This window comes from Spongorhabdus nitratireducens (genome assembly GCA_947387575.1).
Classification (GTDB): Bacteria; Pseudomonadota; Gammaproteobacteria; order Pseudomonadales; family Endozoicomonadaceae; genus CANDOC01.
This window is the reverse complement of record CANDOC010000001.1, coordinates 78,542-103,388: the sequence shown is the minus strand read 5'-3', so window position 1 is coordinate 103,388 and position 24,847 is coordinate 78,542. Positions and strand designations below refer to the sequence as shown.

The window sequence follows — 24,847 nt, the reverse complement described above, 5'->3', positions numbered from 1 at the left end:
AATCATCTTTTTCACTTAAGGGTTTACAGCCTTCAGCCTTACAAGTAAGATACGCCCCGCACTGAAGCACTGCACTTTACAGTAACTTCTTTGTGACAAAGTGGTGGGCGTAGCTCAGTTGGTAGAGCTCAGGATTGTGACTCCTGCGGTCGTGGGTTCGACTCCCATCGTCCACCCCACTTTTTCATTTTTGTTGTTTTCATTGGACCTGATTCAATAAACAGCAGAAAAACAGAAGATCATATCTTCTGTACTGCACCGGTTTAATGGTGGGCGTAGCTCAGTTGGTAGAGCTCAGGATTGTGACTCCTGCGGTCGTGGGTTCGACTCCCATCGTCCACCCCATTATTCGATCTGCCTTTTAAAGGCATAAAAAAAGACAACCTCCGGGTTGTCTTTTTTTATGGAAGTCAGAAAAGTAGTTTCTGCTTCCTTTATTCCGCATCAATCACTAAAGGCGGGAACTGATCCTGCTGCTTTAGCTGCCCGTATCCCTGTTTGAACAGTTTGTCACCATAAAAAATGATTACGTAATACTGTTTTTTCAGATCACCACTTTCAAAACTGCGACTGCTGTACTGAACCCCGACAAAATCGCCGCTAGCAATTCGTTTCTCCGGCTTGCCAATCTTTTCAACAACTGCAGCCTCATTATCTCCTACCTGAGCATAATTCTGGTATGACACGGCACAACCTGAAATTCCGCCGACCAGCCCTAACAATACCAGCCCGGAGAAAGCAATCGACTTTATTCGCTGCATCCCTAATACCTTATCCTTAATGGTTTTTCTGATGCCCTGTACAAGAGCCGTCATACAAACAAGGGTGATATTATCCTATTTATTGAGACAGGAATTCACCCTCTAATCAGGCATACAGCAGATTCAGCTTTGTTTTTTTGCTTCGGATGCCAGAAGTAAAGTTCGGTTTCTGACGTATCACAGCTATTACAACCACCGCTACAAGCCGTCGTGTGCCGCACATATCCCTTACGAATCCAGTGTGACAACATCCCTCTCATGGCATCCGGCGGCACATCAAAATGCAGTGCCAGTTCGTTGATGCTGACAGAGGCCTTTTCCGCCAGGTAATCACGGATTTCAACCAGCATCTGCTACCTCGGCCCGGTTTACCTGAATCGTAGCTGGCAACTGACGCTGCCCTGTTAACCATAATGCAAAAATAACCGCAGCAAAGACTGTGAACAGCCCTGACAACCAACAGAATGAATAAAGAGGGTGACTTGCGAATGTCGCAAACTGGAAAAATCCGGTTGCAACAGCATAGGCGACAAATGTTGACCATCCACCTACCAGCAACATCCAGCGAAAACCGGCTTCTCTTTTCACCGCGCCCATGGCAGCGACACAGGGCACATATAGCAATACAAATAGCAGGTAGGCAATGGCAGCAGCATCGGTCGCAAACCGCTGTTGCATCTGATTGATCATGCCATCATTGAGGTCCAGAGCTTCTGCGGTCTGGGTTGAATCACCAATTTCAGATAACTCCAGATCAAGACCTCCCATCAGCCCCCCACCCAAGCGGGCATTCAGGTTTGCAGGGATTGTCAGGGCAGCGGCCTTGAGCTTGTCTATCAGCCCGACGTCATCATCAGGAGCAGGCTTTTGCTGACCCGCAAGCTGGCTATACAATGAATCAAGCGTGCCTATTACTGCTTCCTTGGCAAAAATACCGGTAAACAGACCCACTGCAGCAGGCCAGTTATCCTCGGATACGCCCATCGGATAAAACAGCGGTGCAATGGCTCGTCCTGCCTCACTCAGAATTGAGTGCTCTGAATAGCATTCAGCAGAAAACCGCCCCCTGGAATCTACATGCCCCAGCATGCCGAGTACGGCGACAACCAGTACAATAACCTTCCCTGCTCCGGTCAGAAACCCGTACAAACGATCCCAAGTCTGAATCAGGACTGTCTTCAGAGCCGGCAGCTGATAAACCGGAAGCTCCATCACACAAGGTGCATTGCTCCCCTTCAACAAGGTCCACCTCATTATCAGGCCGGTCAGTATCGCAATGGCAAATCCGGCAAGATAGAGGGTAAAAATCAGATTCTGACCGGAAGCCGGGAAAAATGCTGCAGCAAACAGAGCGTAAACCGGAAGCCGGGCACCACAGGACATAAACGGATTCATAATGATCGCCAGCTTACGATCACGTTCCCGCTCCAGTGTCCGGGTCGCCATGATGGCTGGCACGTTACAACCGAAACCAATCAGCAGCGGCACAAAAGCCTTGCCGGGTAGTCCCATCATGCCCATAAAACGATCCATTACAAAGGCTGCACGGGACATATAACCCGAGCCCTCCAACAGAGACAGGCACAAATACAGACAAGTGATTACCGGAATAAAGCTGGCAACCGTCTTGATACCGCCACCGATGCCATAAGCCAGCAGTGCTGTCAGCCAGCCCGGAGAATCAATACTGGTTAAAGCCGAGGCCAGGCCATCTACTGCAAATGCGCCGACGGAAAGTTCGAAAAACTCGATGAAAGCACTGCCAATATGAATCGTCACCATGAACATCAAGTACATGGTCAGGAAAAATACCGGCACACCCAGCACACGATTAAGGACAATACGATCAATACGATCAGTCAGCGCCCGACTGGCTTTTTTTCTGAAACTAACGGCTTCAACGCATAGCTTTCTGATAAAGCAATAACGCTGATCAGCCATTACAATATCGATATCTTCCGCTGAATCCCGTTCAATTCTGTTTCTCAGGGCTGCTGTTTTTTCCGACAATGCAGCTGAAACGCCCAACCCCAAAGCGGAACCTTCAAGTAGTCTGGTTGCATGCCATTGTCGTCCAGCGACTGATCCAACCTGCTCGTTAGCGAGCCCCTTTTCAATCAACTCAAGCGCACAGCAAATCTTATGACCGACGGTTTCTTCCCCGGAATATACTTTCATCGCTGATTCAGCAGCGTTCATCGTATTACTCAGGCGCAGAAAGTTTGCAATCACTCGCTGGAGACGAATCATATCCCGGCTGTTTCGGGCAGAAACAGGAATAACCGGGCACCCCAGTTCACGGGAAAGTAAATCGACATCAATGACAGCACCCAGATCCCTGGCCCGATCCATCATATTCAGAACAATCAGCCTGGGTATCCGCAGACTCATCAGCTGGGTTGTCAGGTAAAGGTTGCGCTCGAGGTTGGTTGCATCCAGCACATTAATGACCAGCTCAGCTTCACCACTTAACAGATATTGCTGGGCAATTTGCTCGTCAGGCGAAACCTCCCCCTGCAGCGAATAGGTACCCGGAAGATCCACCAGCGTGATGTTTTCACCATCATGACTGTAGTGTCCGGTTTTCTTTTCAACCGTGACCCCCGGCCAGTTGCCAATCTGCTGCCGAGCACCGGTCATACCATTGAAAAGCGTGGTTTTTCCTGCATTGGGGTTACCAAGAACAGCAACGATCCTCTGTTTTAAGGCGGATGGTTTCGTGGCAGACGGTTTCATGGCAGGCGCTCAACCCGGATCATTGCGGCTTCACTTCGACGCAAGCTGAGGCTGGAATTACCCAGCTCGAGCTGCATCGGATCCCCCAGCGGAGCCAGTCGGGAAACCTTTAACCGGGCACCCGGTATCAGGCCCATTGCCAGCAACTGTGAGCGACACCCCAACTGTTCGTTAAACCCCAGCACTCTGGCAGTTTGTCCTGCTGACAACTGATCCAGACGTTGTATCATTAGCGAGAAACTCCCGGAAGCCGCACCTGAAACTAGAATCGAAGCGAGCAATAACCAAAGACTGTACTCTTCAGTGTCAGTGAGAGAGCATAGTACTATTATCGCAAATGTATAAGATTATCATTTAGATCTAGTGTACCTGATTCGGTTCACTCTCCTTATTAACTCCTCTTGATAGCACTCTGCCTTCGACGGCTTCCGGCAGAAAACCAAACCAGCCTCTATACTCTCAAACGTTTAACTCAGCATATGACCCCACTTCATATTTAAATTTGCTGTAATCCCATATTTATTCGATTCAGGGTCATATTTCCTTTTTGTTCGCACCTGCTGTTATCGGGTGTTGCTCCCGGGTGTGCCACTGCAATCGATACCATCGGTGCAGCTCTGCCATTCAGGATCAGCAGGCTTCAGCAGGGATCATTAGAAAAGGTTCCGGAGGATGCTCTTATGGCTGAAACACTCAACACCAAGCGAAGATTTCCCGGTAGCCGGTATCTTCTGATTGGGCTGGTACCCATTATGCTGGCAGGTTGTGCCAGCCAGCACGGACAGACCTGGTTCGATCGCTGGGGCAAATGTGCACTTGGTGGCGGACTGGCCGGTGCTGCTGCCGGAGCAACTCATAGCGGGTCATCAGCAGCGGCTGGCGGCGGGATCGGGCTGTTACTTGGGGGAGCCATCTGTGCCCTGACCAATAAGCCTCCGGCACCACCAGCTCCCGCACCGGCTCCTGAACCTGAAGTGACTGTTATTGAAGAGGTTGTTGAGGTTCCTCCACCACCACCGCCAGTTAAAGAAGAGGCCCATCCGTTGCCTCCGGAGAGACTGGACAGCCTTTATTTCCAGTTTGATTCCACCAAAATCGAGAAGAATTCAGAACAGGTACTGGAAAATGCAGCGAAAACCCTTGAGCGTTTCCCCCATATTCACCTGAAGGTCAATGGATATACCGACTCCACCGGTCCTGCAAGCTATAACGACAAGCTCTCTGTCCGCCGGGCTCAATCAGTCAAACAGTACCTGGTAGAGAAGAAAGGTATCAGTGCCAGTCGAATACAGGCTTCAGGACTGGGCGAGCTACAGGTCAATAACGCCACACGTGAAGGCCGGGCCCATAACCGCCGGGTCGATCTCGAGCTGTTTGCTCCAGAGCCGCCAAAACCGCCACAGCCCTCTGATCAGTATCAGGGCCAGTAGTTTCCAGCCAATTTCGATCGAAACCGAAAGCCTCTATCTATCTGATATTTAGGGGCTTTTTTATTGCATCCACTCTCACACTCCATCTTTGACTGTTATCACCCGGGTTAGCTGCTAGATTAAAAATTGAGGTACTGCTGTAAAGAGATGACAGGAGGTCGCAGTGAGAACCCAATGGAAAGGACTCGTATTAATCGCCAGCATCGTCTTTTTAACCGGATGTTCCAGCCAACCCAAGAATAACTGGCCAGCCTGCGCTGCAGGCGGCGGTGTAACCTGGGCAGCAGGCGGCCCGTGGGCTGCTCTTGGTGGAGCATTGATTGGAGGCACAGCCTGTGCCTTCAGTGAAGTGGATATGATCGAGCAGATGGAGCGTATTCACTTTGCATTTGATTCGGATCGACTGGATGACAATGCCCGGGAGCGTTTGGATAATCTGGCAGCCTATCTGATCAAGCATCCGAACAAGCGTGTCATGCTGAGCGGACATACCGACAGCATTGGCTCTGCCAATTATAACCAGCGTTTATCCGAACGCCGCGCGATGTCAGCCTATATGTATCTGGTAAATAAAGGGGTTGCCGAAAACCAGATGGAAACCCAGGGTTTCGGTGAAGGCTCACCAGTGACTGAAAACGAAACTGATGAAGGTCGCGCCATGAACCGCAGAACCGAGTTTTCTCCGGTTTCTGAATAATTATTTCTTAATTAGCTTTTGTAGTACTTGCCGGTGCCTGCCCCCTTTGGCGCCGGCTTTTTTAATTCCTCCCATCTATAGACAAACCGATTATCTGCTCTCAGGCTCTCGCTATCGTCGTTACAACTGATTAGAATTTTTACGCTCTTTCTGAAAATGTAAAACCTTCACCAAAATCCCCCGAAAAGTAGTAACAATATGACCCAAATGACCAAAGCCTATTCCTATGCCCTGGTCACCGTTTTAATGTGGTCTACCATAGCCACAGCGTTCAAACTTGCCTTAGGTCACCTCGACCCTTACCAGCTGTTATTTTATGCAAGCCTGACATCACTGCTGTTCACTCTGGGCTTACTGATTAAAAAGCAGCAACTCGGACAATTAGTTCGGGCGATGTATGACAGTTGGCCGGCATGGCTGCTGTTAGGCGCATTAAATCCCTTTCTGTATCACATCTTTCTGTTTAACGCGTATGACAGGCTCCCGGCACAGCAGGCTCTGGCATTGAATTACACCTGGCCGATGGCAATGACACTGCTTGCAATCCCTATTCTCAAACAGAAAATTCGCAAGCTGGATATCGCCGCCATTCTCACGGCCTACTTCGGTGTACTGATCATTGCTACCCGCGGCGAACTGGCAGAATTACAGTTTGATGATGTACCCGGCGTTGCAATGGCCCTGGCCAGTACATTGTGCTGGGCCCTTTACTGGCTGATTAACACCCGTCATAGCCATGATCCCCTGATTAGCCTGACTGCTACCTTTATTGCCGGCTTACCGATGATGACCCTGGTTGTAGCGATGGAGTCATCCTTTATACCTGCTCACTGGCATGATCTGGCTGGTGCTGTTTATGTGGGTCTGATTGAAATGGGATTGGCCTATGTCTGCTGGATTCTGGCACTGAAACATGCCACCAATACTGCAGCCATCAGTAACCTGAGTTACCTGAGCCCGTTATTGTCACTGTTTGTTATCTGGCTGGTGCTGGACGAACCGATCATTACAGCAACCTGGGCAGGGTTGGGATTTATTCTTGGCGGTATTTTTCTGCAGAAGATCCGTTTCAAAGGCAATACTGCGAATCAGCACAGGGAGAGATCACAATAGTCGCTTGCAGCAGATTCCATTAGACTGCCGGCCCACTTCAGGACAAAAATACAGATTAAATACCAGATGGGTCGAAACACATATTTTGCATTCAAGCAGTTTCGTGTAGAGCAGGCGCTGTGCGGCATGAAAATAACAACAGACGCCTGCCTGTTTGGCGCCATTATTCCGGTAGAAAATGCTACCCGGATTCTGGATATTGGTACCGGTACCGGTTTGCTTTCGCTGATGGCTGCCCAGCGCTCATCAGCGAAGATTGATGCCCTGGAAATCGAACCGGGCGCTCTGGCTCAGGCCGCTGATAATTTCAGTTTCAGCCCCTGGTCAGCCCGGCTTAACCTGCATAAAAAGTCTGCCCAGGATTTCAGCAGTAACAGTGAAGAAAAGTATGACTGCATTCTGTGCAACCCCCCTTTCTTCACCGGTTCTACCCGTTGCCCCGATGCACAGCGCAATATGGCCCGTCACGATGACAGCCTGCCGTTGTCAGAGCTGTTTCAGGCACTGAAAAATAATCTCGTGGAAGAAACCGGAAAAGCCTGGCTGCTGTTGCCGTCAGATAGCGATTCAGATGCCTGCAGAGAAGCTGACAATGCAGGCCTTCACCTCTGTCAACGTATTGAAGTCGCTTCAAGTACCGAGCACCAGCCACATCGCAGCATCCTGGCTTTCAGACACAAGCCTGCGCCGTTGAAGCAACAGCGCATCAATATTTACAGCAGACATCCCGAATACTCGAAAGCAGCCACAGAGATACTGAGCCCGTATTACCTGAAGCTTTAGACCGGCAATAATCAACCGATCTGCTGCTTGATACGCCCGAAGCCTATCGGTGTGATACCCAAATAGGAGGCTATGTGGTAATCGGACAAACGGGACATCAATTCAGGAAACTTTTTCTGTAGCTGCTCATAACGCAGCCTGGGGGAGTCCATCAGTAACTGGGCTTCCTTTTCTTCCTTGTCCGCCACCATCCTTTCCGCCAGCCGGCGGCCAATACCCTGCCAGTAGGTTGAATGCTCATAGAGCTGCTCAACCTCATGATAGGGCGCTACCAACAGCACAGTATCCTCAAGAGCCTGAACAGTAAAACGGGTGGGACGTCGGAAGTTAAAGGCACTATAACTGGCAAGGAACTCGTTTTCCCAGCGGAATTCCTTGTTGTACTCCCTTCCACGCTCGGTGGTATAGAACAGCCGCAACAAGCCGCTGTATACGAAAACAAAGGTGTCGGGAATACTGCCTTCGGAGATAAACACTTCATGGCGCTGGAGCCGCACTTCCCGGAACAGACATTCAAACCGGTGCCAGTCGCTGTCCGGAACCGGACTCATTTCGGATAGAGCCCTGCGAAGGCTGTCAAGCATAAGTCCCAGCCGCGTTTGGCGCAAAGAAAGATACGACACTACACCCCTCTCCTCTTGACTGCTGAATCAGGGAGTCCTTTCCGGCCTGCTGTGCGGATGACCTTGTCCGCAAACATGTCCAGCCAGTGTTAAACCCTTAAAAATTATGGGGTTTAGCACTGGCTGGACAATGGCATCTTGTTACTGACGCTCTAAGAATGATTCACATATGCAATAAGCGCAAGGAGATACAACCAGGATTTTTATACCCTTGCCTGATAAACATTAAAGCCGTCACCACTGGCCAGCACCTCGCAATGGCCGTAAACCTCTTTGATAATGGCCGGATACTGCAGGAAATTATTGGCAACAATCCGGAACTCACCCCGTGGTTTCAGAAACCGGCGGGACGCACGAATAAAGTTCTCGGTGGTATCGTAACGGGTGCTGATGCCTTCATGGAAAGGCGGGTTGGAAATAATCAGATCAAACCGGCCCTTGATATTGCCAAGGCCGTCCGATGCCTGAATCTGGCCCTCGACCCCGTTGGCAGCCAGCGTACGACGGGAAGATTCCAGCGCCAGTTCACTGATATCAACCATTGTGAGTTTGGTATTCGGATACTTCTTGCCAACTGCGGCAGCCACAACACCGGCACCACAGCCAAAATCAAGCACATGACCCTTGATACGGTTTTCCATTGTGCCCAGCAACAGTCTGGTACCCACATCCAGTCGACCATGACTGAATACACCCGGCAGTGAGTGAACCTCCAGATCTGCCTGATCCAGCTGGTTAACTTCAAACCACTGTTCAATATCAAAAGCTGCCACTTCATCCGGCCGATCCGCCGCAAACAGTACACAATGACGGGCACTGTCGACTTTCTCTACCGAACCGACAAGCTTTTCAATTCGCTTGCCCCAGGACTTGATACCTGCCTTGTTAGCACCCACCAGCAATAACCGGCCGGATTCATTCAACCCCTGCAATGCCTGCTGCAGCAACATATCGGTGCGCGGCTTGCTTTTCTGCAAAAAAACGATGGCCAGATCATGCTCTGCCGCTGTCGTCTGCGCACCAAAACCAAAGCAAAGCGTATTCTGCCCATCGGCTTCAGCCCATGATTCCAGCTGGTCACGGACACGGCAATCCGAGGTAAAAACCGACACCTGTTCAGCAGTTTTGGCCAGAGCCGTTACTGCCGCACCGGATTCGGGCTCCAGCATGAGAATACGCATTCCCTCCAACAAGTCTGCGTTCTTTTGCAGCAAAAGCACCGGCGAACTAAGGGGATCCATCATGAGAGGGGTAATTCCAGTTAATTTATAAAAAACGATCAGGCGTTATACTCTTTATCTCAGTAATATCCCAGCTATTAAAGCCAGGCTTTTACATCCGGCAGTTCTCGTCTGTCATTTTCGTTACGGATTTTCGGGTACGTTTCACATGTCTCAAAAAACAATTCTGGTCGGCATCGCCGGCGCCTCTGCATCCGGAAAAAGCCTGCTGGCCCAGACGCTGGCTACTGAACTGGGTTCTGACCATCTTTCGGTAATCTCCGAGGACGCTTATTACAAAGATCAGTCCCATATGGCCATGGAAGAGCGCATCAAGACCAACTATGACCATCCGGACTCCCTCGACCACGATCTGCAGCTGGAGCATATGCGTGCACTGAAGGCCGGTCAGCCGATTGAAGTGCCGATGTATGATTACACCAAGCATAACCGCCGTGCTGAAACCCTGCGCATCAATCCGACTCGAGTGGTTATCTTTGAAGGTATTTTACTGCTGTCTGTACCGCGTATCCGTGAAGAGTTCGACCTGAAGTTCTACATGGATACTCCGCTGGATATCTGCCTCACCCGTCGCCTGCAGCGTGACATCATCAGCCGTGGCCGTGACATGGAATCTGTGATCGATCAGTACATGGAAACCGTGCGTCCGATGTACCAGCAGTTTATCGAACCCTCCCGCCAGCACGCCGACCTGATTATTCCCCGCGGCGGCAAAAACAAGATCGCGCTGGATCTGATCAAAACCAAGATCCGCAGCCTGGTCAGCCATCGCTAAACCGAAATCCAATCCGGTTTCAGTTTATGGATGCAGCTCCGGTGCTGCATCCATAAACGGCGTCAGGTGCATGCAATTCTCATAAATCCGGTCAATATGGGGATAGGTCGACATCGTAATTTTCATTCGCCGGGCCATGGAAACCAGTGGCACCAGCAGCACATCTGCCATTGTCAGGCACTCGCCAAAACAGTAGGTACCGGTAATCGCCTGCCGTGCCAGCGTATACTCAAGGGCGTGCAAACCGCGCATCACACGCTGCGACAGCTCTTCCTCAGTAAACCGTTCCGACTCCAGCCCCAGTGGATCTGACAGCATCGGCTGGACATCGCAGGCAATACAGTGCGAGAACGAACGCACCCTTGCCCTTAACTCGCGATCTTCCGGCAACAGTCCGGGCCTGGGACAAATCTCTTCCAGATATTCAATAATGGCCAGTGACTGCCGGATGCTCTGCTCACCTTCCGTCAGCAGTACCGGTGCCGCAGCACTCTGCTCCTTCTCGGCCGAAACCAGCTCATAATCAATCTGCTTGAGATTAAGTGCAATCCGTACCCGCTGGCATTCGGGTGATAAACGCGTACTGTAAAGCTTCATAGTCCTGACCGTAGAGAACAACAACACAGCCGGCATACAGGCGACCACAGGCAAAGAGTAGGCGCAGATAATCCCAGCGACAACCTGATGATTAACCGTCAGCCCGATTCAGAATTATCTCCCTGTCCCGAAAACAAAAAAACAGTTCCAAAATAAAAAACTGCAGGTACAATCAAGCGGTATAAGTGCTGACCGATGCCAACCTTCATCCCGCCGCTTGTACATCGCAATATCCTTCGTCCTGACTAACTTTGAGTCGATATATGCGTATAGAATCAGACCTCAAGCTGGGTTTTAAAGATGTCCTGTTCCGTCCCAAGCGCTCTACTCTGAAGAGCCGCTCGCAGGTCAGTCTTGATCGCACCTTCCGGTTTTATCACAGCAATCAGGAGTGGACCGGCGTTCCGGTCATTGCTGCCAACATGGATACTGTCGGCACCTTTTCAATGGCTACTACACTGGCCAGCCACGGCATGCTCACTGCCGTTCACAAGCACTACACCCTGGATGACTGGAGCCAGTTCCTGACCGGTTCCAGTGATGATATATATGATCATCTGATGATCAGCTCCGGCACCTCGGATGATGATTTCAAAAAAATCAAAACCATCATCGAACAGCATCCTCAGCTGCGATTTATCTGTATTGATGTGGCCAATGGCTACTCTGAACATTTCGGTGTGTATGTCAGCAGAGTGCGTGAAGCGTTCCCTGACAAAGTAATTATTGCCGGCAACGTCGTCACCGGTGAGATGGTAGAAGAGCTGATTCTGTGTGGCGCTGACGTCATCAAGGTCGGCATTGGCCCCGGCTCTGTTTGCACCACCCGGGTTAAAACCGGTGTAGGCTATCCGCAGCTGTCCGCTATTATCGAGTGTGCCGATGCTGCTCATGGCCTGGGCGGCCAGATTATCGGTGACGGTGGCTGTACTTCAGCCGGCGATGTCGCCAAGGCGTTCGGAGGGGGTTCTGACTTTGTCATGCTGGGCGGCATGCTGGCGGGCCATGATGAGTCCGGTGGTGACCTGGTCGAGGAAGACGGCAACCAGTTCAAACTGTTTTATGGCATGAGCAGCAGCACGGCGATGGAAAAGCATGCCGGTGGTGTTGCCAATTACCGCGCTTCCGAAGGAAAAACAGTCAAAGTACCCTACCGGGGACCGGTTGATGAAACCGTCAAGGATATTCTGGGTGGTGTACGCTCTACCTGCACCTATGTCGGTGCAGCCACTCTGAAAGAGCTGACCAAGCGCACCACCTTTATCCGGGTTCAGGAACAGGAAAACCGTATTTTCACCTGACTCGGAAGCCAGTAATATCAGCGACAACGGTTTTCTTGACCGTTGTCGCTTTGTTGTTTTAATACGTCAATCTATTAATAGGTAACTTTCAGGCCGCGTTCACGCAGAATATTGGCCAGCGTTTCCAACAGTTCTTTTGAAGGCGGCTCGACCTCTTCCAGTTCGTAATCGTCCTTCAGCACATCCCACTTATGCTTGCCCAACTTGTGATACGGCAGCAGCTCAACCTTTTCGATATTCTTCATCGGTGCCAGGAAGTCAGCCATCCGGGCAGTATATTCCGGATCAGTGGTATAGCCATCAACAACCACATGACGGATCCACACCGGCTTGTTGATTTCATTCAGGTAGCGGGCAAAATTCAGAACAGGCTCATTCGGTACCAGTGTCAGCTTGCGGTGCATATCCGGATCAATCTGCTTGATATCCAGCAGCACCAGATCAGCCGCATCAACCGCATCCCTTACAGCCGAGGTCATACGCTTTACAAAGCCACCGGTATCAATACAGGTGTGCAGCCCCTGCTGCTTGCAACGACGCAGGAATTCAGCCACAAACTCGGCCTGAAGCATGGGTTCGCCACCGGATACCGTAACACCACCATTTTTCAGAAAGTGCCTGACACCCTGCACCCGTTGCAGAATATCGTCCATCTCGGTAGATGGCTGATCCTTGATCGACCAGCTGTCACGGTTGTGGCAATAGCGGCAACGCATCTGGCAGCCCTGCATAAACACCACATAGCGAATACCAGGGCCATCGACAGCACTGAAAGAATCTTCGGAATGAATCCGTCCCAGCATATCAGGCCTTCCTCTCCTGTTGGAAAAAGCTCAAGATCCGGTCACAACCGGATGAAAGCAGGAAGGATACAGGTTGCCGGCCGGACTGTGAGGCAGGATTTATACGGTAACGAGCATAGACATATCACCACGCTTATTCAGCCCTAATGGTGAAAATAAATAAAACGTTATCCAGGGCAAGACGCCGAAAAGAACAATTCCATGAATTAAAAAAATGCCTTTTATACCCATACCTTGTTAATCGATAAACTTTATTCGTTCTGCAAAAAACAGAATGCGCTTTTATTACTATCGAGTATTTAGTGAAAGTTGCGACAATGTTTACTCTAAGATGCTATTCAGATTTTAAAACACTTAACCCGTCATTCTGATAAGTAAACGTAGTCAACGTCTCTTTTCCTCGTACGACTACACAGAGATTTACAGCATTCTTCCTGACACGCTAGGTACAGCTACCTATGTATGCCGAAATGCTGTTTGTCTAGCATATCAGACCATAACGATATCAATATTCTATTCAGGAAGATGTTTGTCCCCGGAGGACATAATGAGCACAACCGACAGTAAATATATTTACAAGACTGTGTATGAGGAATTCACCGGTTTGAAGCCACCCGAGCCCAAAAATGCCAAACCCAAAAGACGGCGTGGTTACGGTCATCCTTACCGCATGCGGTTGAATATGCAGGATGAAACAAGACCGGAAGAAACAGCGGCAAATTCTGAAGTTAATATTCAGCAGCCGGAACCGGATACTTTTAACGATACCAGTTACCTGACCCAGAAATTCAAAAAGGAATTTCGTGATAACGCCCGTGATAACTACAGACGGGATTTCAATCGCCAACCCCGCAATGACTATACCGCGCGACCGGTAGAGATGGCAGCACCTGCACCCAGAGCCGCAAAGGAAGGCCCGAAGGTCACCTACAGAAAACGTCGTCACACCATGGATGACAACCCTGTCAGTGAACCAAAGACTTCCGTGAGTTAACCCTCGATTTCCTATTGTCCTTGCTGCATTTGAGAGTTGCAGGAAGAGCTGCAGCAAGAGTTACATCGTGCTCATTACTATATTTAAGAGGCGATAAATATCGCCTCTCTTTTGTTCTCCAGTTACTGATAGCTGCATCACGTATCCGGTAGGTAAATGTTGATATCAGACCGGTGGGTACATGTGTAATGCATAATTGTTTTCCTGATCACAGGAAATACGGCATTGTGAATTCAGCAGTAATGGCGCATTTAATCGCCCGTGACCAAAAACAGGAAGGCTGAATACCGGACAGCTTACACTTGCAGCAAAATTATCAAGTGCATACTGATTGGCTGTAATTGCCAGTGATTCATCCTCTCCTGATCGGCTGGATACAAATTCGCCCAGAATAACGCCGTCACAGTTTTCAAGTATTCCCGAGAAGCGAAGGCTGTCCAGTGTTCGCTCCAGCTGCTGCGGACTTAGCCCGATATCTTCCAGCAACAGGGTAAAGCCTCGCAGGTCTGACAAATACTGACAGCCCTGTAACACCTGAATCAATGTAAGATTGCCTCCGGTAAGCCGGGTATCGAGTTGATCCACTACTGAAGCCGCAGCATTTAATGGCTGTACAGTGTTATAACAGGCAGCATCGTCAGCTGTTGTTTTCTCAAGCAGTGTCAGTACGTCTTTGGCTGCCGCATCAGCGCTTATAGTACCGCCGTTTTTAGCCTGTAACTCCTGATTACTCGAAAGAACAACGCCCAGCACACTGGGCCAGTTCCACTGACTGTGCAGGTAGCTGTGTAGCGCAGTAATATCACTGAAACCAATTAATGGCTTGATCCGCTTTGGTGGCTCTATCGCATCCAACGCATCCAGCAACCGGGTTGCTCCTGTTCCGCCCCGAACCGCCCATACTGCCGCAGAGTCCTCTGCCTGAAGAGCCTTGATCAGGTACTCCGCACGCACTGAATCTTCATGGGCATAATTCAGGATTGTCGGCGACATCATTTCCTCGGGCATCCGCACCCGATACCCATAACCTTCAAGTAGTTCGCGTACCTGTTTCAGAGCCCTGTCCCAGCGGGCAATGGCACCCGAGGGAGCAATAACATCAATCAGATCACCGGGTTTAAGGGGTTGCCATGTTGGTTGCACAGTATTCCTGCCCGTAAACAAAATAAATTTAAAATAACCTACTTTGAAACTCCGGACTGTTGCAAATAAAAAACCCTCGACAGAGCGAGGGTTTTTTAAGTCAGTACACTTTTTTACCAGACATGTTCACCAAGCGAGTTCATTTGGCAAGCTCACCTGACGAACAACCAGCAAATCAGCCTCCAGTCACGTACTTGATCATCACACCAGCCGCTACCGCAGAACCGATAACACCGGCAACGTTGGGACCCATCGCATGCATCAGCAGGAAGTTATGTGGGTTGGCTTCCAGACCAACTTTGTTGGATACCCGTGCAGCCATTGGTACAGCAGAAACACCGGCTGAGCCGATCAACGGATTGATCGGTGTACTGCTGAAACGGTTCAACAGCTTGGCCATCAGAACACCCGCTGCGGTACCTACACAGAACGCCACAATACCCAGCGCCAGAATACCCAGGGTTTCTGCCTGCAGGAACTTGTCCGCCACCAGCTTGGAACCTACGGAAAGCCCCAGGAAGATGGTCACGGTATTGATCAGTGCATTCTGGGCAGTATCCGACAGCCGGTCGACCACGCCACATTCACGCATCAGGTTACCGAAGCAGAACATACCCAGCAGCGGTGCTGCATCCGGCAGCAGCAGGGCTACCAGCACCAGCAGTACCAGCGGGAAAATAATCTTTTCACGCTGGCTGACCGGCCGCAGCTGGCTCATTTCAATCTGGCGTTCCTGCTCGGTAGTCAGTGCCCGCATAATCGGCGGCTGAATCAGCGGAACCAGTGCCATATACGAATAGGCCGCTACGGCAATAGCACCCAGCAGTTCCGGTGCCAGCATGCTGGAAACGTAGATCGCGGTCGGACCGTCAGCACCACCGATAATACCGATAGCCGCAGCCTGGGCGACAGAGAAGTCCATCAGGCCAAAGCTGGTCAGCGCCAGAGCACCAATTACGGTCGTAAAGATACCGAACTGTGCCGCCGCTCCCAGGAACAGGGTCTTGGGGTTTGCCAGCAGCGGACCGAAATCGGTCATGGCGCCCACACCCATAAAGATGACCAGCGGTGCAACACCACTGGCAATGGCCACATTGTAGAACTGGTACAGCATGCCATTGTTATAACCGGAATCTGCCGCCAGATGCTCCGCTGCAGCCTGAACCGCAGACGGTGCATTATGATAGGCAGTAATCAACTGCTTGGCAGATTCAACCGGTGCTCCCAGCACAGAAGCCAGTTCTGCCAGCTGGGCATTGCTGGCCATATTCGCCATCTGCTCAACCGCCGAATAGGCGAGTCCCGCTTCCGGAATATTGGCAACAATGCCGCCGAAACCGATCGGTACCAGCAGCAGCGGCTCAAAGTTACGGCGAATCGCCAGATACAGCAACAGAAAGCCGATAACGATCATAGTCGTCTGACCGAAGGTCAGATTGTAGATGCCCGATCCGTACCACAGGCTTAATAACTTATCCATCAGCCTGCTCCTTTATGCTACGGTCAGGAGCGTATCGCCAACAGCAACCGCATCCCCTTCCTTCACGTTAACGGTACCGACGACACCTGCCTTTGCAGCTCGAACTTCGGTTTCCATCTTCATGGCTTCCAGGATCAATACTACATCACCTTCCTGGACTGCCTGACCCGGCTGGACATGAACCTTCCAGATATTACCTGCCAGCGGAGCCGCCAGCGGTTCACCGCCCGTTACCGGGGCCGCAACGGCTGCCGGTGCAGCAATCGCATTGTTGGCAGAAACGGCCTTGATACCGGTGATATCACCACCATCAGACACCTCAACCACATACTCATTGCCGCTGACATTGACGGTATATACCTCAGGCTCACCCGCCTTGCGTGCCGGCTGTTCATTACCGGTCGGCGCCGGTTCAAAGGCGTCCGGGTTACCGCGGTTCGCCAGGAACTTCATGCCAATCTGCGGGAACAGGGCAACCGTCAGCACATCATCGATGCTGTTTTCTGCGAGGGTAATACCCTTCTCTTTCGCTTCAGCAACCACTTCATCATTGAGGCGGTCCATCTCTGGCTCCAGCTTGTCGGCTGGACGACAGGTGATGGCTTCAGCACCGTCGAGTACTTTGGCCTGTAGTTCGGCATTAAACGGCGCAGGAGCAGCACCATACTCGCCTTTCAGAATACCCTGGGTTTCCTTGGAGATGGACTTGTAACGCTCGCCGGTCAGAACGTTCAGTACCGCCTGGGTACCAACAATCTGGGAAGTCGGTGTTACCAGCGGAATGTAACCGAGGTCTTCACGTACCCGTGGGATTTCCTGTAGTACATCATCAAACTTGTCAGCAGCACCCTGCTCTTTCAGCTGGCTTTCCATATTGGTCAGCATGCCGCCCGGTACCTGTGCAACCAGAATCCGGGAATCAACGCCACGCAGCGCGCCTTCAAACTTGGCGTATTTTTTCCGCACTTCACGGAAGTAGGCGGCGATCTCTTCCAGCTTGCCCAGATCCAGTCCGGTATCACGGCCGGTACCCTGCAGCGCAGCAACAATGGATTCAGTCGGTGAATGTCCGTAGGTCATGGACATGGAAGAGATAGCGGTATCAACCCGGTCAATACCCGCTTCAATGGCTTTCAGAATCGCCATGGATGACAGGCCGGATGTCGCATGACAGTGCAACTGTATTTCCAGACCGGTCTCTTTTTTGAGACGTGAAACCAGTTCATAGGCTTCGTGAGGCAGGATAATACCGGACATATCCTTGATACAGAGGGAATCCGCCTCCATATCTTCAATACGCTTGGCCAGATCAATCCAGTTATCAACGGTATGCACCGGACTGGTGGTGTAGGAAATCGTACCCTGGGCATGGGCACCCTGCTTCTTGACCGCCTTCATGGCCTGCTGCAGGTTGCGCGGATCGTTCATGGCATCAAATACCCGGAACACATCCATACCGTTGACTACCGCACGCTCGACAAACTTGTCGACCACGTCATCAGCATAATGGCGGTAACCCAGCAGATTCTGGCCCCGCAGCAGCATCTGCTGGCGGGTTTTGGGCATGGCTTTTTTCAGTTCCCGCAGGCGCTCCCACGGATCTTCGCCCAGAAAACGGATGCAGCTGTCAAAGGTGGCGCCGCCCCAGGTTTCCAGTGACCAGTAGCCGACATCGTCGAGCTTCTCGGCAATCGGCAGCATATCATCCAGTCGCAGCCGGGTGGCAAAAAGGGACTGGTGCGCATCACGCAGCACAACGTCGGTGATACCGACAGCTTTATTTACATCGGACATGGATTGTTTCCCCCTGAATTCAGACGTTACTGGCTACGAGCGGCCTTGCTTGATTCGATGTTGTTTAATGGCATCGCCAATAATGCCAAGCAGAACCGGGTCGCTGGCGGGATCCGCAGCGCCTGTAATGGGTGTGGCCGGCATATTATTGCCGCCTGTTGTTTGTGGTTGTTCCGGCTGAGTGGCCTGAACAATGCGCGACATAAAACTGGTAACGATGACCAGCATTGTAAGGAAGACAAAAACAAAACCCATGCCGAATAGCATCAGGTTAAGTCCTTCCCCCATCAGATCCGCTGAAGACACAGCTTCCACCTTCTTATTGGTTTATCACGTCCACTGATTCGTTCTGTCGTCTATCCCGACAACTTACTTGTTATATTCCGCCTTCATGTCCGATTTTCCCGCTCGCAACATCTGACAAAATAATTCAGTTCCGCAAGCACAGCAGATTTTGAAAACCTGAGTACTTACACGGCGCCACCATTCTACCCGAATAAGGGTTTAACGCAATATAACCTCGAGCAATACCCTGATATTGGCAAATTCAACACTCTTTTAACGACGTTTAACGGGTTTTTCACTGTTTCGGCTCTGGCAGTACCGGTTTTGTACTATCCATATACGTCAGAAATTCACTCCACAACTCATGTGTCCTTTGACGTGTTAACCGCTTTTCACAATCAAGCGCCATCAGGGTTCTGATAGTGCCGTCACGCCACCTGGTATAGACCGCATCACAGTAGGACTTGCGGTACTCAAGCCAGCTTTGCTGGGATTCCTTGATCGCTTTTACCAGTACTTCATCATCCTTGCTCTGCTCCAGACTTTGTTGCAGATAACGTTGCATTTCCTTTTCAATCTTACCGAGCTCGGCCGCCGCACACTGATTGATCTCAATCGTTGAAGAAGCATTTTCACAATCCAGCTCGGCTGCTGACACTTGCAATGCCAGTAGACCAACAATCAGACCTGAGAATTTTTTCATGATGAGTCCTCTACCCTGTTTCGCTGCACTATCTGCACCACCGCATCATAGATAGCCCGTAAGAAAGTAATCAAGCACATACCTCGGGATCATGCGCCTGACAATAACCACATCCGGACTGCACTCTTTCACCACGGCAATAAACAGCAGAAGGCTATATAATGCAGCGTTTTTGACCGCCGGTTACGAGAGGGTTCTGGTACGTGCATATTGCGCTGGCACCGATGGAAGGTGTAGTTGATTATCTGATGCGACAGCTGCTGACAGAGATTGGTGGCTTTGACCTGTGTGTGACCGAGTTTGTCCGGGTTAGTGATACCGTCTTTCCAGACAGCGTGTTCTACCGCTATTGCCCGGAACTGCGTCATGGCAGCGAGACCCTGGCAGGGGTTCCAGTACATATTCAGTTGCTGGGAAACCATCCGCAGTTAATGGCCGAGAATGCCCACAAGGCCTGGCGACTGGGCGCAAAAGGTATTGATATCAACTTCGGCTGCCCGGCCCGCACCGTGAACAAAAACAAGGGCGGTGCCGCCCTGCTGGTCGATACCGAAATATTGCATACCATTGTTAAAGCCATTCGTGAGGCGGTACCGGCAGATACTCCGGTTACTGCAAAAATGCGGCTCGGTCTCGAAGACAAGTCACTGGCGCTGGATAATGCTATAGCTATTGCCGAAGCCGGAGCTGAAAATCTGACCGTTCATGCCCGCACCAAAGTGGAAGGTTACAAGCCACCTGCACACTGGGAATGGATTACCAGAATTCGGGAAAATATTGATATTCCGGTAACCGCCAATGGTGATATCTGGACTCCGGAAGATTATGACAAATGCCGTCAGGTCACGGGTTGTGAAAAGGTTATGGTGGGCCGTGGAGCACTGACCGACCCGTTTCTGGCGCGCAATATCAAGCAACGCGAAGCGATAGAACCTAGTGCTGATTTACACTGGCTCGCTACTCGCAAGATCATTGGTGAACTGGCAAATCGTATTACTCTGGCCCGCGAAGACGAAACAGAAATGACCCGGGTTAATATCCGTGACGGTGAGCGTTATCTGATGAGCCGGATGAAACAGTGGCTGGCCCTGATGAGTAAGCGCAACACTTTAGCTGCTGATTTTTTCAAACAATTCCGACTGATAAAGTGTCCTCAACAGCTACTTGAGACGCTGCAAAGTGTGTAATAACTTTCAATCTTGCCTTGTCTGCTCGATAAAGTGATGAATTGTGGCGGGTTCAGCCGTCTGGTCGGTCAGTATCAGCTGACGCTGATAAAACCGCCGGACACCTGAAATTCCAAAGCTGGACCGCCCCATTCCGGATCTTTTAAAAGCATCTGCCTCAAACCCTTGTACCCTGCTCGATAGTGAGGCTTCATTTACACTGACTATCCCTGCCTTGAGCTGCCGGGCAATCTCCTGACCTTCTGCCCGGCTTCCTGCAAAGACGCTGGCACTCAGGCCATAGCAAGAGTCATTGGCCAGCTGAACCGCTTCATCGGACGAATCGAATGACATAACCGGCAATACCGGACCAAAGGTTTCATCCACCATCACACTCATATCATGAGTAACTTCACTTAGAATCGTAGGTGGATACCAGATTCCCCCCTTGAATATGGCCTTGCCGCCACAATGAAGCTCAGCCCCTTTGGCAAGCGCATCGTCCACATGAGACTGAATAACAGTCAGCTGTCGATCATCAATCAGTGGCCCAAGGTGTCCCAGTTCAGTATCTACCGTCAGGGATACTTCTGCCGCCAGCTCTACCAGCCGGTTAACCAGATCATCGTGCAATGAACGTGCAACATAGATACGTTCTACTGACTGACAGGCCTGCCCTGTTGCCACCACAGAACTGCGCAACAGTATTTGCGCCGTTCGCTCAAGATCAGCTGAAGCCAGCACTAGAGCCGGATCCTTACCACCCAGTTCCAGAAAGGCAGGAATAAAATTACCGGCTGCGGTTTCAGCTACTTTTTGACCGTTTTTCGCACTGCCGGTAAAGCAAATCGCATCAACATGATTGATGACTGCCTCACCGACCTCGGCTCCCCCCAATGCGAATGCCACAACATTCGACAGGGCGGGCACCCTTGCAAAACATGCCCGCAACGGTGTGACATGCCTCGGAGTAATCTCACTGGGCTTGTAGAGCACAGAACTACCTGCCAGCAATGCAGGTACAGACTCCATCATGGCCAGCAGAAAAGGGAAGTTCCAGGGGGAAATAACACCTGATACGGCATGCGGCACATAATGTGCATTGGTCTGAATGTCTGGTACCGAACAGCACTGTTCCTGCTCATCCTGCATCAGTGAACGGGCAAAACCAGCTGCCCGTTCAATAATGTCATCGAGCATATTGATTTCCAGTCGAGACAGCATCACCCGACCGGTATCGGTGCTGAGAGCAGTCAGTATCGCTTCCTGGTTTGCGCTAATCTCTGACGCGAACCGTTGCAGAAGTACTATCCGCTGCTCAAGTCCCAACGCCTGCCAGGCAGGCTGATGCTGGCGCAAATCACTTGCCATAGCCGCAACAGCATCAGGTGGAGTCGACTGAAATTCAAAATCATGCTCTCCCGTTACAGGATTGCGTACCGTTAAAACAGTCATCGATGTCTCACTACCAGCAAGAGATACCTCTCATCCAGTGTAGCGGTTACTCAATAGCTGCCGGATTGCTTTTGTAAACTGTTCACCCAGGCTCGCTGGACTATCCATAATAATCCACCAACCGACACTACACCTGTTACCACTAACAGCAAAGTCGCTTCAACTTGCTCTCCTGGTTGCTGCAGTAAAGTGACCAGACTGTAGGCCTGTTGCCCGGCCCAGATTGAGAACAGGGTGCGCGGTAGCATGCCGATAAAACCGGCTACAACAAAAGTTCGAAAACGAATACCGGTTGCCGGCAGTAACAGGTTAATCAGGGAAAATGGCAACACTGGGGAAATTCTTACCAGAATCATCATGGCAAACTCCCGTGTCTGCATCTCATCCACCAGCTGCCGAAAACGGCTGTGATCACCCATACCCTGCAATAATCGACCACCATCCAGCCTGAGCCCCAGACCGAACCCGATCATTGAGGCCGTCAGATAGGCCACTATCATTCCGGGAGCAGCAGCCCATCCCAGAAAGTAACCACTTGCCAGCGCAATAAATGTTGTAGGGGTAATGGCCAGAGCCATAGTCAGGCTGGTCAGGGCAAACAGCAGTGTCCATTGCAGGACATCCAGCGATTCAAACCAGCTCTGCTCACTGATCAGCAATACCGTAGCCAGTGAACTGAAAATCAGCGGCATCAGACTCACCAGCCCGGCACTGGATAACATTCTGCGATTGCGATAAAGAAATAATTTCAGAGACACCGTTCCACATCTTTTATCATTGTCGTTCCATGCGCCATAATACAGCCTAATACGAATGCCAATAATGGGACTTATTGGTATTTATCCTCAGCATAAAATGAAGTAAGCATGCCTCAGATTGAATCCGCCGGAATTGAATGGAGAAGCAGTGGTCAACCTGTTTCCACTCGTTTTGATGATGTTTATTTTTCCATTGATGACGGCCTTGAAGAAAGCCGCCATGTCTTCCTGAAACACAACGGTCTGCCGGAACGTTTTATCCGGCTCGAACCGGATCAGTGCTTTACCATTGTCGAAACCGGATTCGGTACCGGGCTGAACTTTCTTTGTAGCTGGCAAAGCTTTATTCAACATGCACCTGCATCAGCCCGACTTCATTTTATCTCTACAGAAAAATACCCGCTGACACAGCCTGAGCTGCAAAAGGCACTGCAACTATGGCCCGAACTGGAATCGCTCAGCAAACAGCTGACTGCTGCTATTCCGGTCAGCAAAACCGGCTTTCACACGCTGTCATTTGATCAGGGCCGCATCAGGCTGACTCTGCTGCTGGGCGATATGCAGGAAACCCTGCCCCAGCTGAATGCAACGGTTGATGCCTGGTTTCTGGATGGCTTTGCTCCCGCCAAAAACCCCGGAATGTGGCAACCGGAACTCTACCAGCAAATGAGAGCCCTGAGTCATAAGGCAACGACATATTCCACTTTTACCGCTGCACGTGCTGTTCGCGAAGGACTGGCAGAAGCCGGTTTTATCGTCCAGAAAGTACCCGGTTTCGGGCATAAGCGGGATATGATTTGCGGTGTGCTGGAAACACCCGCCTCAGAAACAACAGAAACCTCTATTCCAATCTGGTTGCGACCCAAAGCTGCAGACACCTCAGAGAAAAAAGCCATTGTTATTGGTGGCGGATTATCCGGTACAGCATCAGCCCGTGCTCTGGCCGAAAGAGGCTGGCAGGTAACCTTGCTGGAACAAAAACCACAACTTGCTGCCGGCGCTTCCGGTAATCCCCAGGGGATGCTTTATGTGCGCCTGTCTCATGACAACACCGTACTCAGCCGCTTTTGCGAAGCAGGCTATCAACATGCCATACACCGGGTCAGCCAGTTACTGGCTGACAAGCCGGAACGCTTCAGCTTATGCGGTGTGATTCAGCTGGCGTCATCTGATAAAGCTCAGCAAAAGCAACAGCGTCTGGCTGAGGCCGGTTTTCCTTCAGAACTGCTGCAAGCCATGAGCTCCGATGAGCTCAGTGAACTGGCAGGCATATCCCTGGATAAACCCGGACTCTGGTTCCCTGGCGGCGGCTGGGTACATCCGCCGGCGGTCTGTAATGCTCTGGCGAACCATAACAACATCACTGTGATTACTGACTGCACGGTTAACAGCCTGGAACGGAAAGAGAATGAATGGTTGCTTGCAACGACCCAAGGCAAGATAAAAGCGCCTGTTGTGGTTGTTGCCAGTGCAGATAAAGCATGCCAGTTCTCACAGCTCGCACATCTGCCGTTGAAGCCTATCAGGGGACAGGTCAGCACCCTGCCGGCAACGACTGAAAGCCAAAAACTCAAAACTGTGTTGTGCGGTGACAGTTATGCAGCCCCCGAAAGCCGTAACCAGCATACCTTTGGTGCGACCTTTAATTTCAGGGAAGAAACCCCGGATATTCGTGCAGAAGATCATCAGGAAAACCTGAACCAACTTGAACGGCTTTCACCTTCCCTGTTTGAGGCTCTGGATGCCCGACCGGAGAAAATAAACAGTGGCCGGGTTGGATTCCGCTGCACAACACCTGATTACCTTCCTCTGGTCGGGCCGGTTGCAGACTATGCACAGTTTGAAGTCGACTTTGCGATGTTGAGGAAAAATGCCCGCTTTCCATTCCGTCAGCAGCCGAACTATCACGAAGGTCTTTATATCAACAGCGGCCATGGTTCCCGCGGTCTGATTACCTGCCTGCTGAGCGGAGACTTGCTTGCAGCGATGATCAGTGGTGAAGCCTTACCCCTTTCATCCGATATAGTATCTCAATTACACCCGACCCGATTTCAGTCTCGAGCAATGATCCGCAACCGTTAATTCCAGAACTATCAAAATCTGAAAAAACTCCGGATAGCCGACATCTCATGAACTTATCCGGAGTTTTGACCAAGAGGAAAGCAAAATAAAGAAGCTATAAATATGACTCATTAATCAAAAAATTGCC

General features: G+C 50.8%; 24 protein-coding genes and 2 tRNA genes. 11 read left to right on the top strand and 15 right to left on the bottom strand.

Annotated features, from left to right (window positions below; genetic code table 11):
- The first annotated feature begins 103 nt into the window (after positions 1–103).
- Together ACYZZ0_RS00485 and ACYZZ0_RS00480 are read left to right on the top strand one after the other, a co-directional pair.
- A tRNA-His gene (locus ACYZZ0_RS00485) sits at positions 104–179 on the top strand.
- A 90-nt stretch (positions 180–269) separates the two neighbouring features.
- Positions 270–345 (top strand) — tRNA-His (locus ACYZZ0_RS00480).
- An 89-nt stretch (positions 346–434) separates the two neighbouring features.
- On the opposite strand, the gene ACYZZ0_RS00475 is transcribed toward ACYZZ0_RS00480, so the two are convergent.
- The 4 genes from ACYZZ0_RS00475 to ACYZZ0_RS00460 all read right to left on the bottom strand — a co-directional run bounded on the left by ACYZZ0_RS00475 (position 435) and on the right by ACYZZ0_RS00460 (position 3,727).
- Positions 435–761: a hypothetical protein gene (locus ACYZZ0_RS00475; RefSeq protein WP_461534601.1), complete on the bottom strand. Its 327-nt coding sequence runs from the start codon at positions 759–761 to the stop codon at positions 435–437.
- A 95-nt stretch (positions 762–856) separates the two neighbouring features.
- Complete coding sequence (locus ACYZZ0_RS00470) at positions 857–1,111, bottom strand: FeoC-like transcriptional regulator (RefSeq protein WP_461534600.1); 255 nt, start codon at positions 1,109–1,111, stop codon at positions 857–859.
- Positions 1,101–3,497: a Fe(2+) transporter permease subunit FeoB gene (gene feoB, locus ACYZZ0_RS00465; protein ID WP_461534599.1), complete on the bottom strand. Its 2,397-nt coding sequence runs from the start codon at positions 3,495–3,497 to the stop codon at positions 1,101–1,103. Before feoB ends, ACYZZ0_RS00470 begins: the two co-directional genes overlap by 11 nt.
- A complete protein-coding gene (locus ACYZZ0_RS00460; protein ID WP_461534598.1) occupies positions 3,494–3,727 on the bottom strand; it encodes a FeoA family protein in 234 nt (77 codons plus the stop codon). Before ACYZZ0_RS00460 ends, feoB begins: the two co-directional genes overlap by 4 nt.
- A 450-nt stretch (positions 3,728–4,177) precedes the next feature.
- Between ACYZZ0_RS00460 and ACYZZ0_RS00455 the strand changes: the two genes are divergently transcribed.
- The 4 genes from ACYZZ0_RS00455 (at position 4,178) to ACYZZ0_RS00440 (ending at position 7,520) form a co-directional block, all read left to right on the top strand.
- A complete protein-coding gene (locus tag ACYZZ0_RS00455; RefSeq protein ID WP_461534597.1) occupies positions 4,178–4,927 on the top strand; it encodes an OmpA family protein in 750 nt (249 codons plus the stop codon).
- 163 nt (positions 4,928–5,090) lie between these two features.
- Positions 5,091–5,624 (top strand): OmpA family protein, encoded by a 534-nt coding sequence (locus ACYZZ0_RS00450; protein ID WP_461534596.1) that lies wholly within the window; start codon positions 5,091–5,093, stop codon positions 5,622–5,624.
- Between the two features lie 198 nt (positions 5,625–5,822).
- Positions 5,823–6,737: a DMT family transporter gene (locus tag ACYZZ0_RS00445; RefSeq protein WP_461534595.1), complete on the top strand. Its 915-nt coding sequence runs from the start codon at positions 5,823–5,825 to the stop codon at positions 6,735–6,737.
- A gap of 126 nt (positions 6,738–6,863) precedes the next feature.
- Complete coding sequence (locus tag ACYZZ0_RS00440) at positions 6,864–7,520, top strand: tRNA1(Val) (adenine(37)-N6)-methyltransferase (RefSeq protein WP_461534594.1); 657 nt, start codon at positions 6,864–6,866, stop codon at positions 7,518–7,520.
- An 11-nt stretch (positions 7,521–7,531) separates the two neighbouring features.
- Here ACYZZ0_RS00440 and ACYZZ0_RS00435 read toward each other — a convergent pair whose 3' ends face one another.
- Both ACYZZ0_RS00435 and ACYZZ0_RS00430 read right to left on the bottom strand, forming a co-directional pair.
- Positions 7,532–8,104 (bottom strand): Crp/Fnr family transcriptional regulator, encoded by a 573-nt coding sequence (locus ACYZZ0_RS00435; protein WP_461534593.1) that lies wholly within the window; start codon positions 8,102–8,104, stop codon positions 7,532–7,534.
- Positions 8,105–8,346: 242 nt separating this feature from the next.
- Complete coding sequence (locus tag ACYZZ0_RS00430) at positions 8,347–9,387, bottom strand: methyltransferase (protein ID WP_461534592.1); 1,041 nt, start codon at positions 9,385–9,387, stop codon at positions 8,347–8,349.
- Between the two features lie 145 nt (positions 9,388–9,532).
- Here ACYZZ0_RS00430 and udk point away from each other — a divergent pair, with 145 nt between their 5' ends.
- Positions 9,533–10,159: a uridine kinase gene (udk, locus tag ACYZZ0_RS00425; RefSeq protein ID WP_461534591.1), complete on the top strand. Its 627-nt coding sequence runs from the start codon at positions 9,533–9,535 to the stop codon at positions 10,157–10,159.
- Positions 10,160–10,183: 24 nt separating this feature from the next.
- Here the strand turns inward: udk and ACYZZ0_RS00420 are convergent, their stop codons facing one another.
- Positions 10,184–10,756 carry a glutathione S-transferase N-terminal domain-containing protein gene (locus tag ACYZZ0_RS00420; RefSeq protein ID WP_461534590.1) on the bottom strand — a complete coding sequence of 191 codons (573 nt, stop codon included), beginning with the start codon at positions 10,754–10,756 and terminating at the stop codon, positions 10,184–10,186.
- A gap of 263 nt (positions 10,757–11,019) precedes the next feature.
- On the opposite strand from ACYZZ0_RS00420, the gene ACYZZ0_RS00415 reads away from it, so the two are divergent.
- Positions 11,020–12,057 (top strand): GMP reductase, encoded by a 1,038-nt coding sequence (locus ACYZZ0_RS00415; RefSeq protein ID WP_461534589.1) that lies wholly within the window; start codon positions 11,020–11,022, stop codon positions 12,055–12,057.
- A 74-nt stretch (positions 12,058–12,131) separates the two neighbouring features.
- Here the strand turns inward: ACYZZ0_RS00415 and pflA are convergent, their stop codons facing one another.
- The gene (gene pflA / locus ACYZZ0_RS00410; RefSeq protein WP_461534588.1) at positions 12,132–12,860 is read right to left on the bottom strand and encodes a pyruvate formate-lyase-activating protein; all 729 of its coding nucleotides are present in this window, start codon (positions 12,858–12,860) and stop codon (positions 12,132–12,134) included.
- Positions 12,861–13,407: 547 nt separating this feature from the next.
- Here pflA and ACYZZ0_RS00405 point away from each other — a divergent pair.
- Positions 13,408–13,854, top strand: coding sequence for a hypothetical protein (locus ACYZZ0_RS00405; RefSeq protein ID WP_461534587.1), 447 nt, complete (start codon positions 13,408–13,410; stop codon positions 13,852–13,854).
- Between the two features lie 165 nt (positions 13,855–14,019).
- Here ACYZZ0_RS00405 and ACYZZ0_RS00400 read toward each other — a convergent pair whose 3' ends face one another.
- The 5 genes from ACYZZ0_RS00400 to ACYZZ0_RS00380 all read right to left on the bottom strand — a co-directional run bounded on the left by ACYZZ0_RS00400 (position 14,020) and on the right by ACYZZ0_RS00380 (position 19,259).
- Positions 14,020–14,997, bottom strand: a complete 978-nt coding sequence (locus ACYZZ0_RS00400) for an LD-carboxypeptidase (RefSeq protein ID WP_461534586.1) — start codon at positions 14,995–14,997, stop codon at positions 14,020–14,022.
- Between the two features lie 175 nt (positions 14,998–15,172).
- Positions 15,173–16,477: a sodium ion-translocating decarboxylase subunit beta gene (locus tag ACYZZ0_RS00395; RefSeq protein WP_461534585.1), complete on the bottom strand. Its 1,305-nt coding sequence runs from the start codon at positions 16,475–16,477 to the stop codon at positions 15,173–15,175.
- A 12-nt stretch (positions 16,478–16,489) separates the two neighbouring features.
- Positions 16,490–18,271, bottom strand: coding sequence for a sodium-extruding oxaloacetate decarboxylase subunit alpha (oadA, locus tag ACYZZ0_RS00390; RefSeq protein ID WP_461534584.1), 1,782 nt, complete (start codon positions 18,269–18,271; stop codon positions 16,490–16,492).
- Positions 18,272–18,304: 33 nt separating this feature from the next.
- Positions 18,305–18,577 carry an OadG family protein gene (locus ACYZZ0_RS00385; protein ID WP_461534583.1) on the bottom strand — a complete coding sequence of 91 codons (273 nt, stop codon included), beginning with the start codon at positions 18,575–18,577 and terminating at the stop codon, positions 18,305–18,307.
- Positions 18,578–18,851: 274 nt separating this feature from the next.
- The gene (locus ACYZZ0_RS00380; protein ID WP_461534582.1) at positions 18,852–19,259 is read right to left on the bottom strand and encodes a lysozyme inhibitor LprI family protein; all 408 of its coding nucleotides are present in this window, start codon (positions 19,257–19,259) and stop codon (positions 18,852–18,854) included.
- Positions 19,260–19,462: 203 nt separating this feature from the next.
- On the opposite strand from ACYZZ0_RS00380, the gene ACYZZ0_RS00375 reads away from it, so the two are divergent.
- A complete protein-coding gene (locus tag ACYZZ0_RS00375; RefSeq protein WP_461534581.1) occupies positions 19,463–20,446 on the top strand; it encodes a tRNA dihydrouridine synthase in 984 nt (327 codons plus the stop codon).
- A gap of 6 nt (positions 20,447–20,452) precedes the next feature.
- On the opposite strand, the gene ACYZZ0_RS00370 is transcribed toward ACYZZ0_RS00375, so the two are convergent.
- Both ACYZZ0_RS00370 and ACYZZ0_RS00365 read right to left on the bottom strand, forming a co-directional pair.
- Positions 20,453–21,880, bottom strand: a complete 1,428-nt coding sequence (locus ACYZZ0_RS00370) for an aldehyde dehydrogenase family protein (RefSeq protein ID WP_461534580.1) — start codon at positions 21,878–21,880, stop codon at positions 20,453–20,455.
- A 50-nt stretch (positions 21,881–21,930) separates the two neighbouring features.
- A complete protein-coding gene (locus tag ACYZZ0_RS00365) occupies positions 21,931–22,638 on the bottom strand; it encodes a TVP38/TMEM64 family protein (protein WP_461534579.1) in 708 nt (235 codons plus the stop codon).
- A gap of 108 nt (positions 22,639–22,746) precedes the next feature.
- On the opposite strand from ACYZZ0_RS00365, the gene mnmC reads away from it, so the two are divergent.
- Positions 22,747–24,720, top strand: a complete 1,974-nt coding sequence (mnmC, locus tag ACYZZ0_RS00360; protein WP_461534578.1) for a bifunctional tRNA (5-methylaminomethyl-2-thiouridine)(34)-methyltransferase MnmC2/FAD-dependent 5-carboxymethylaminomethyl-2-thiouridine(34) oxidoreductase MnmC1 — start codon at positions 22,747–22,749, stop codon at positions 24,718–24,720.
- The last annotated feature ends 127 nt before the right edge of the window (positions 24,721–24,847 follow it).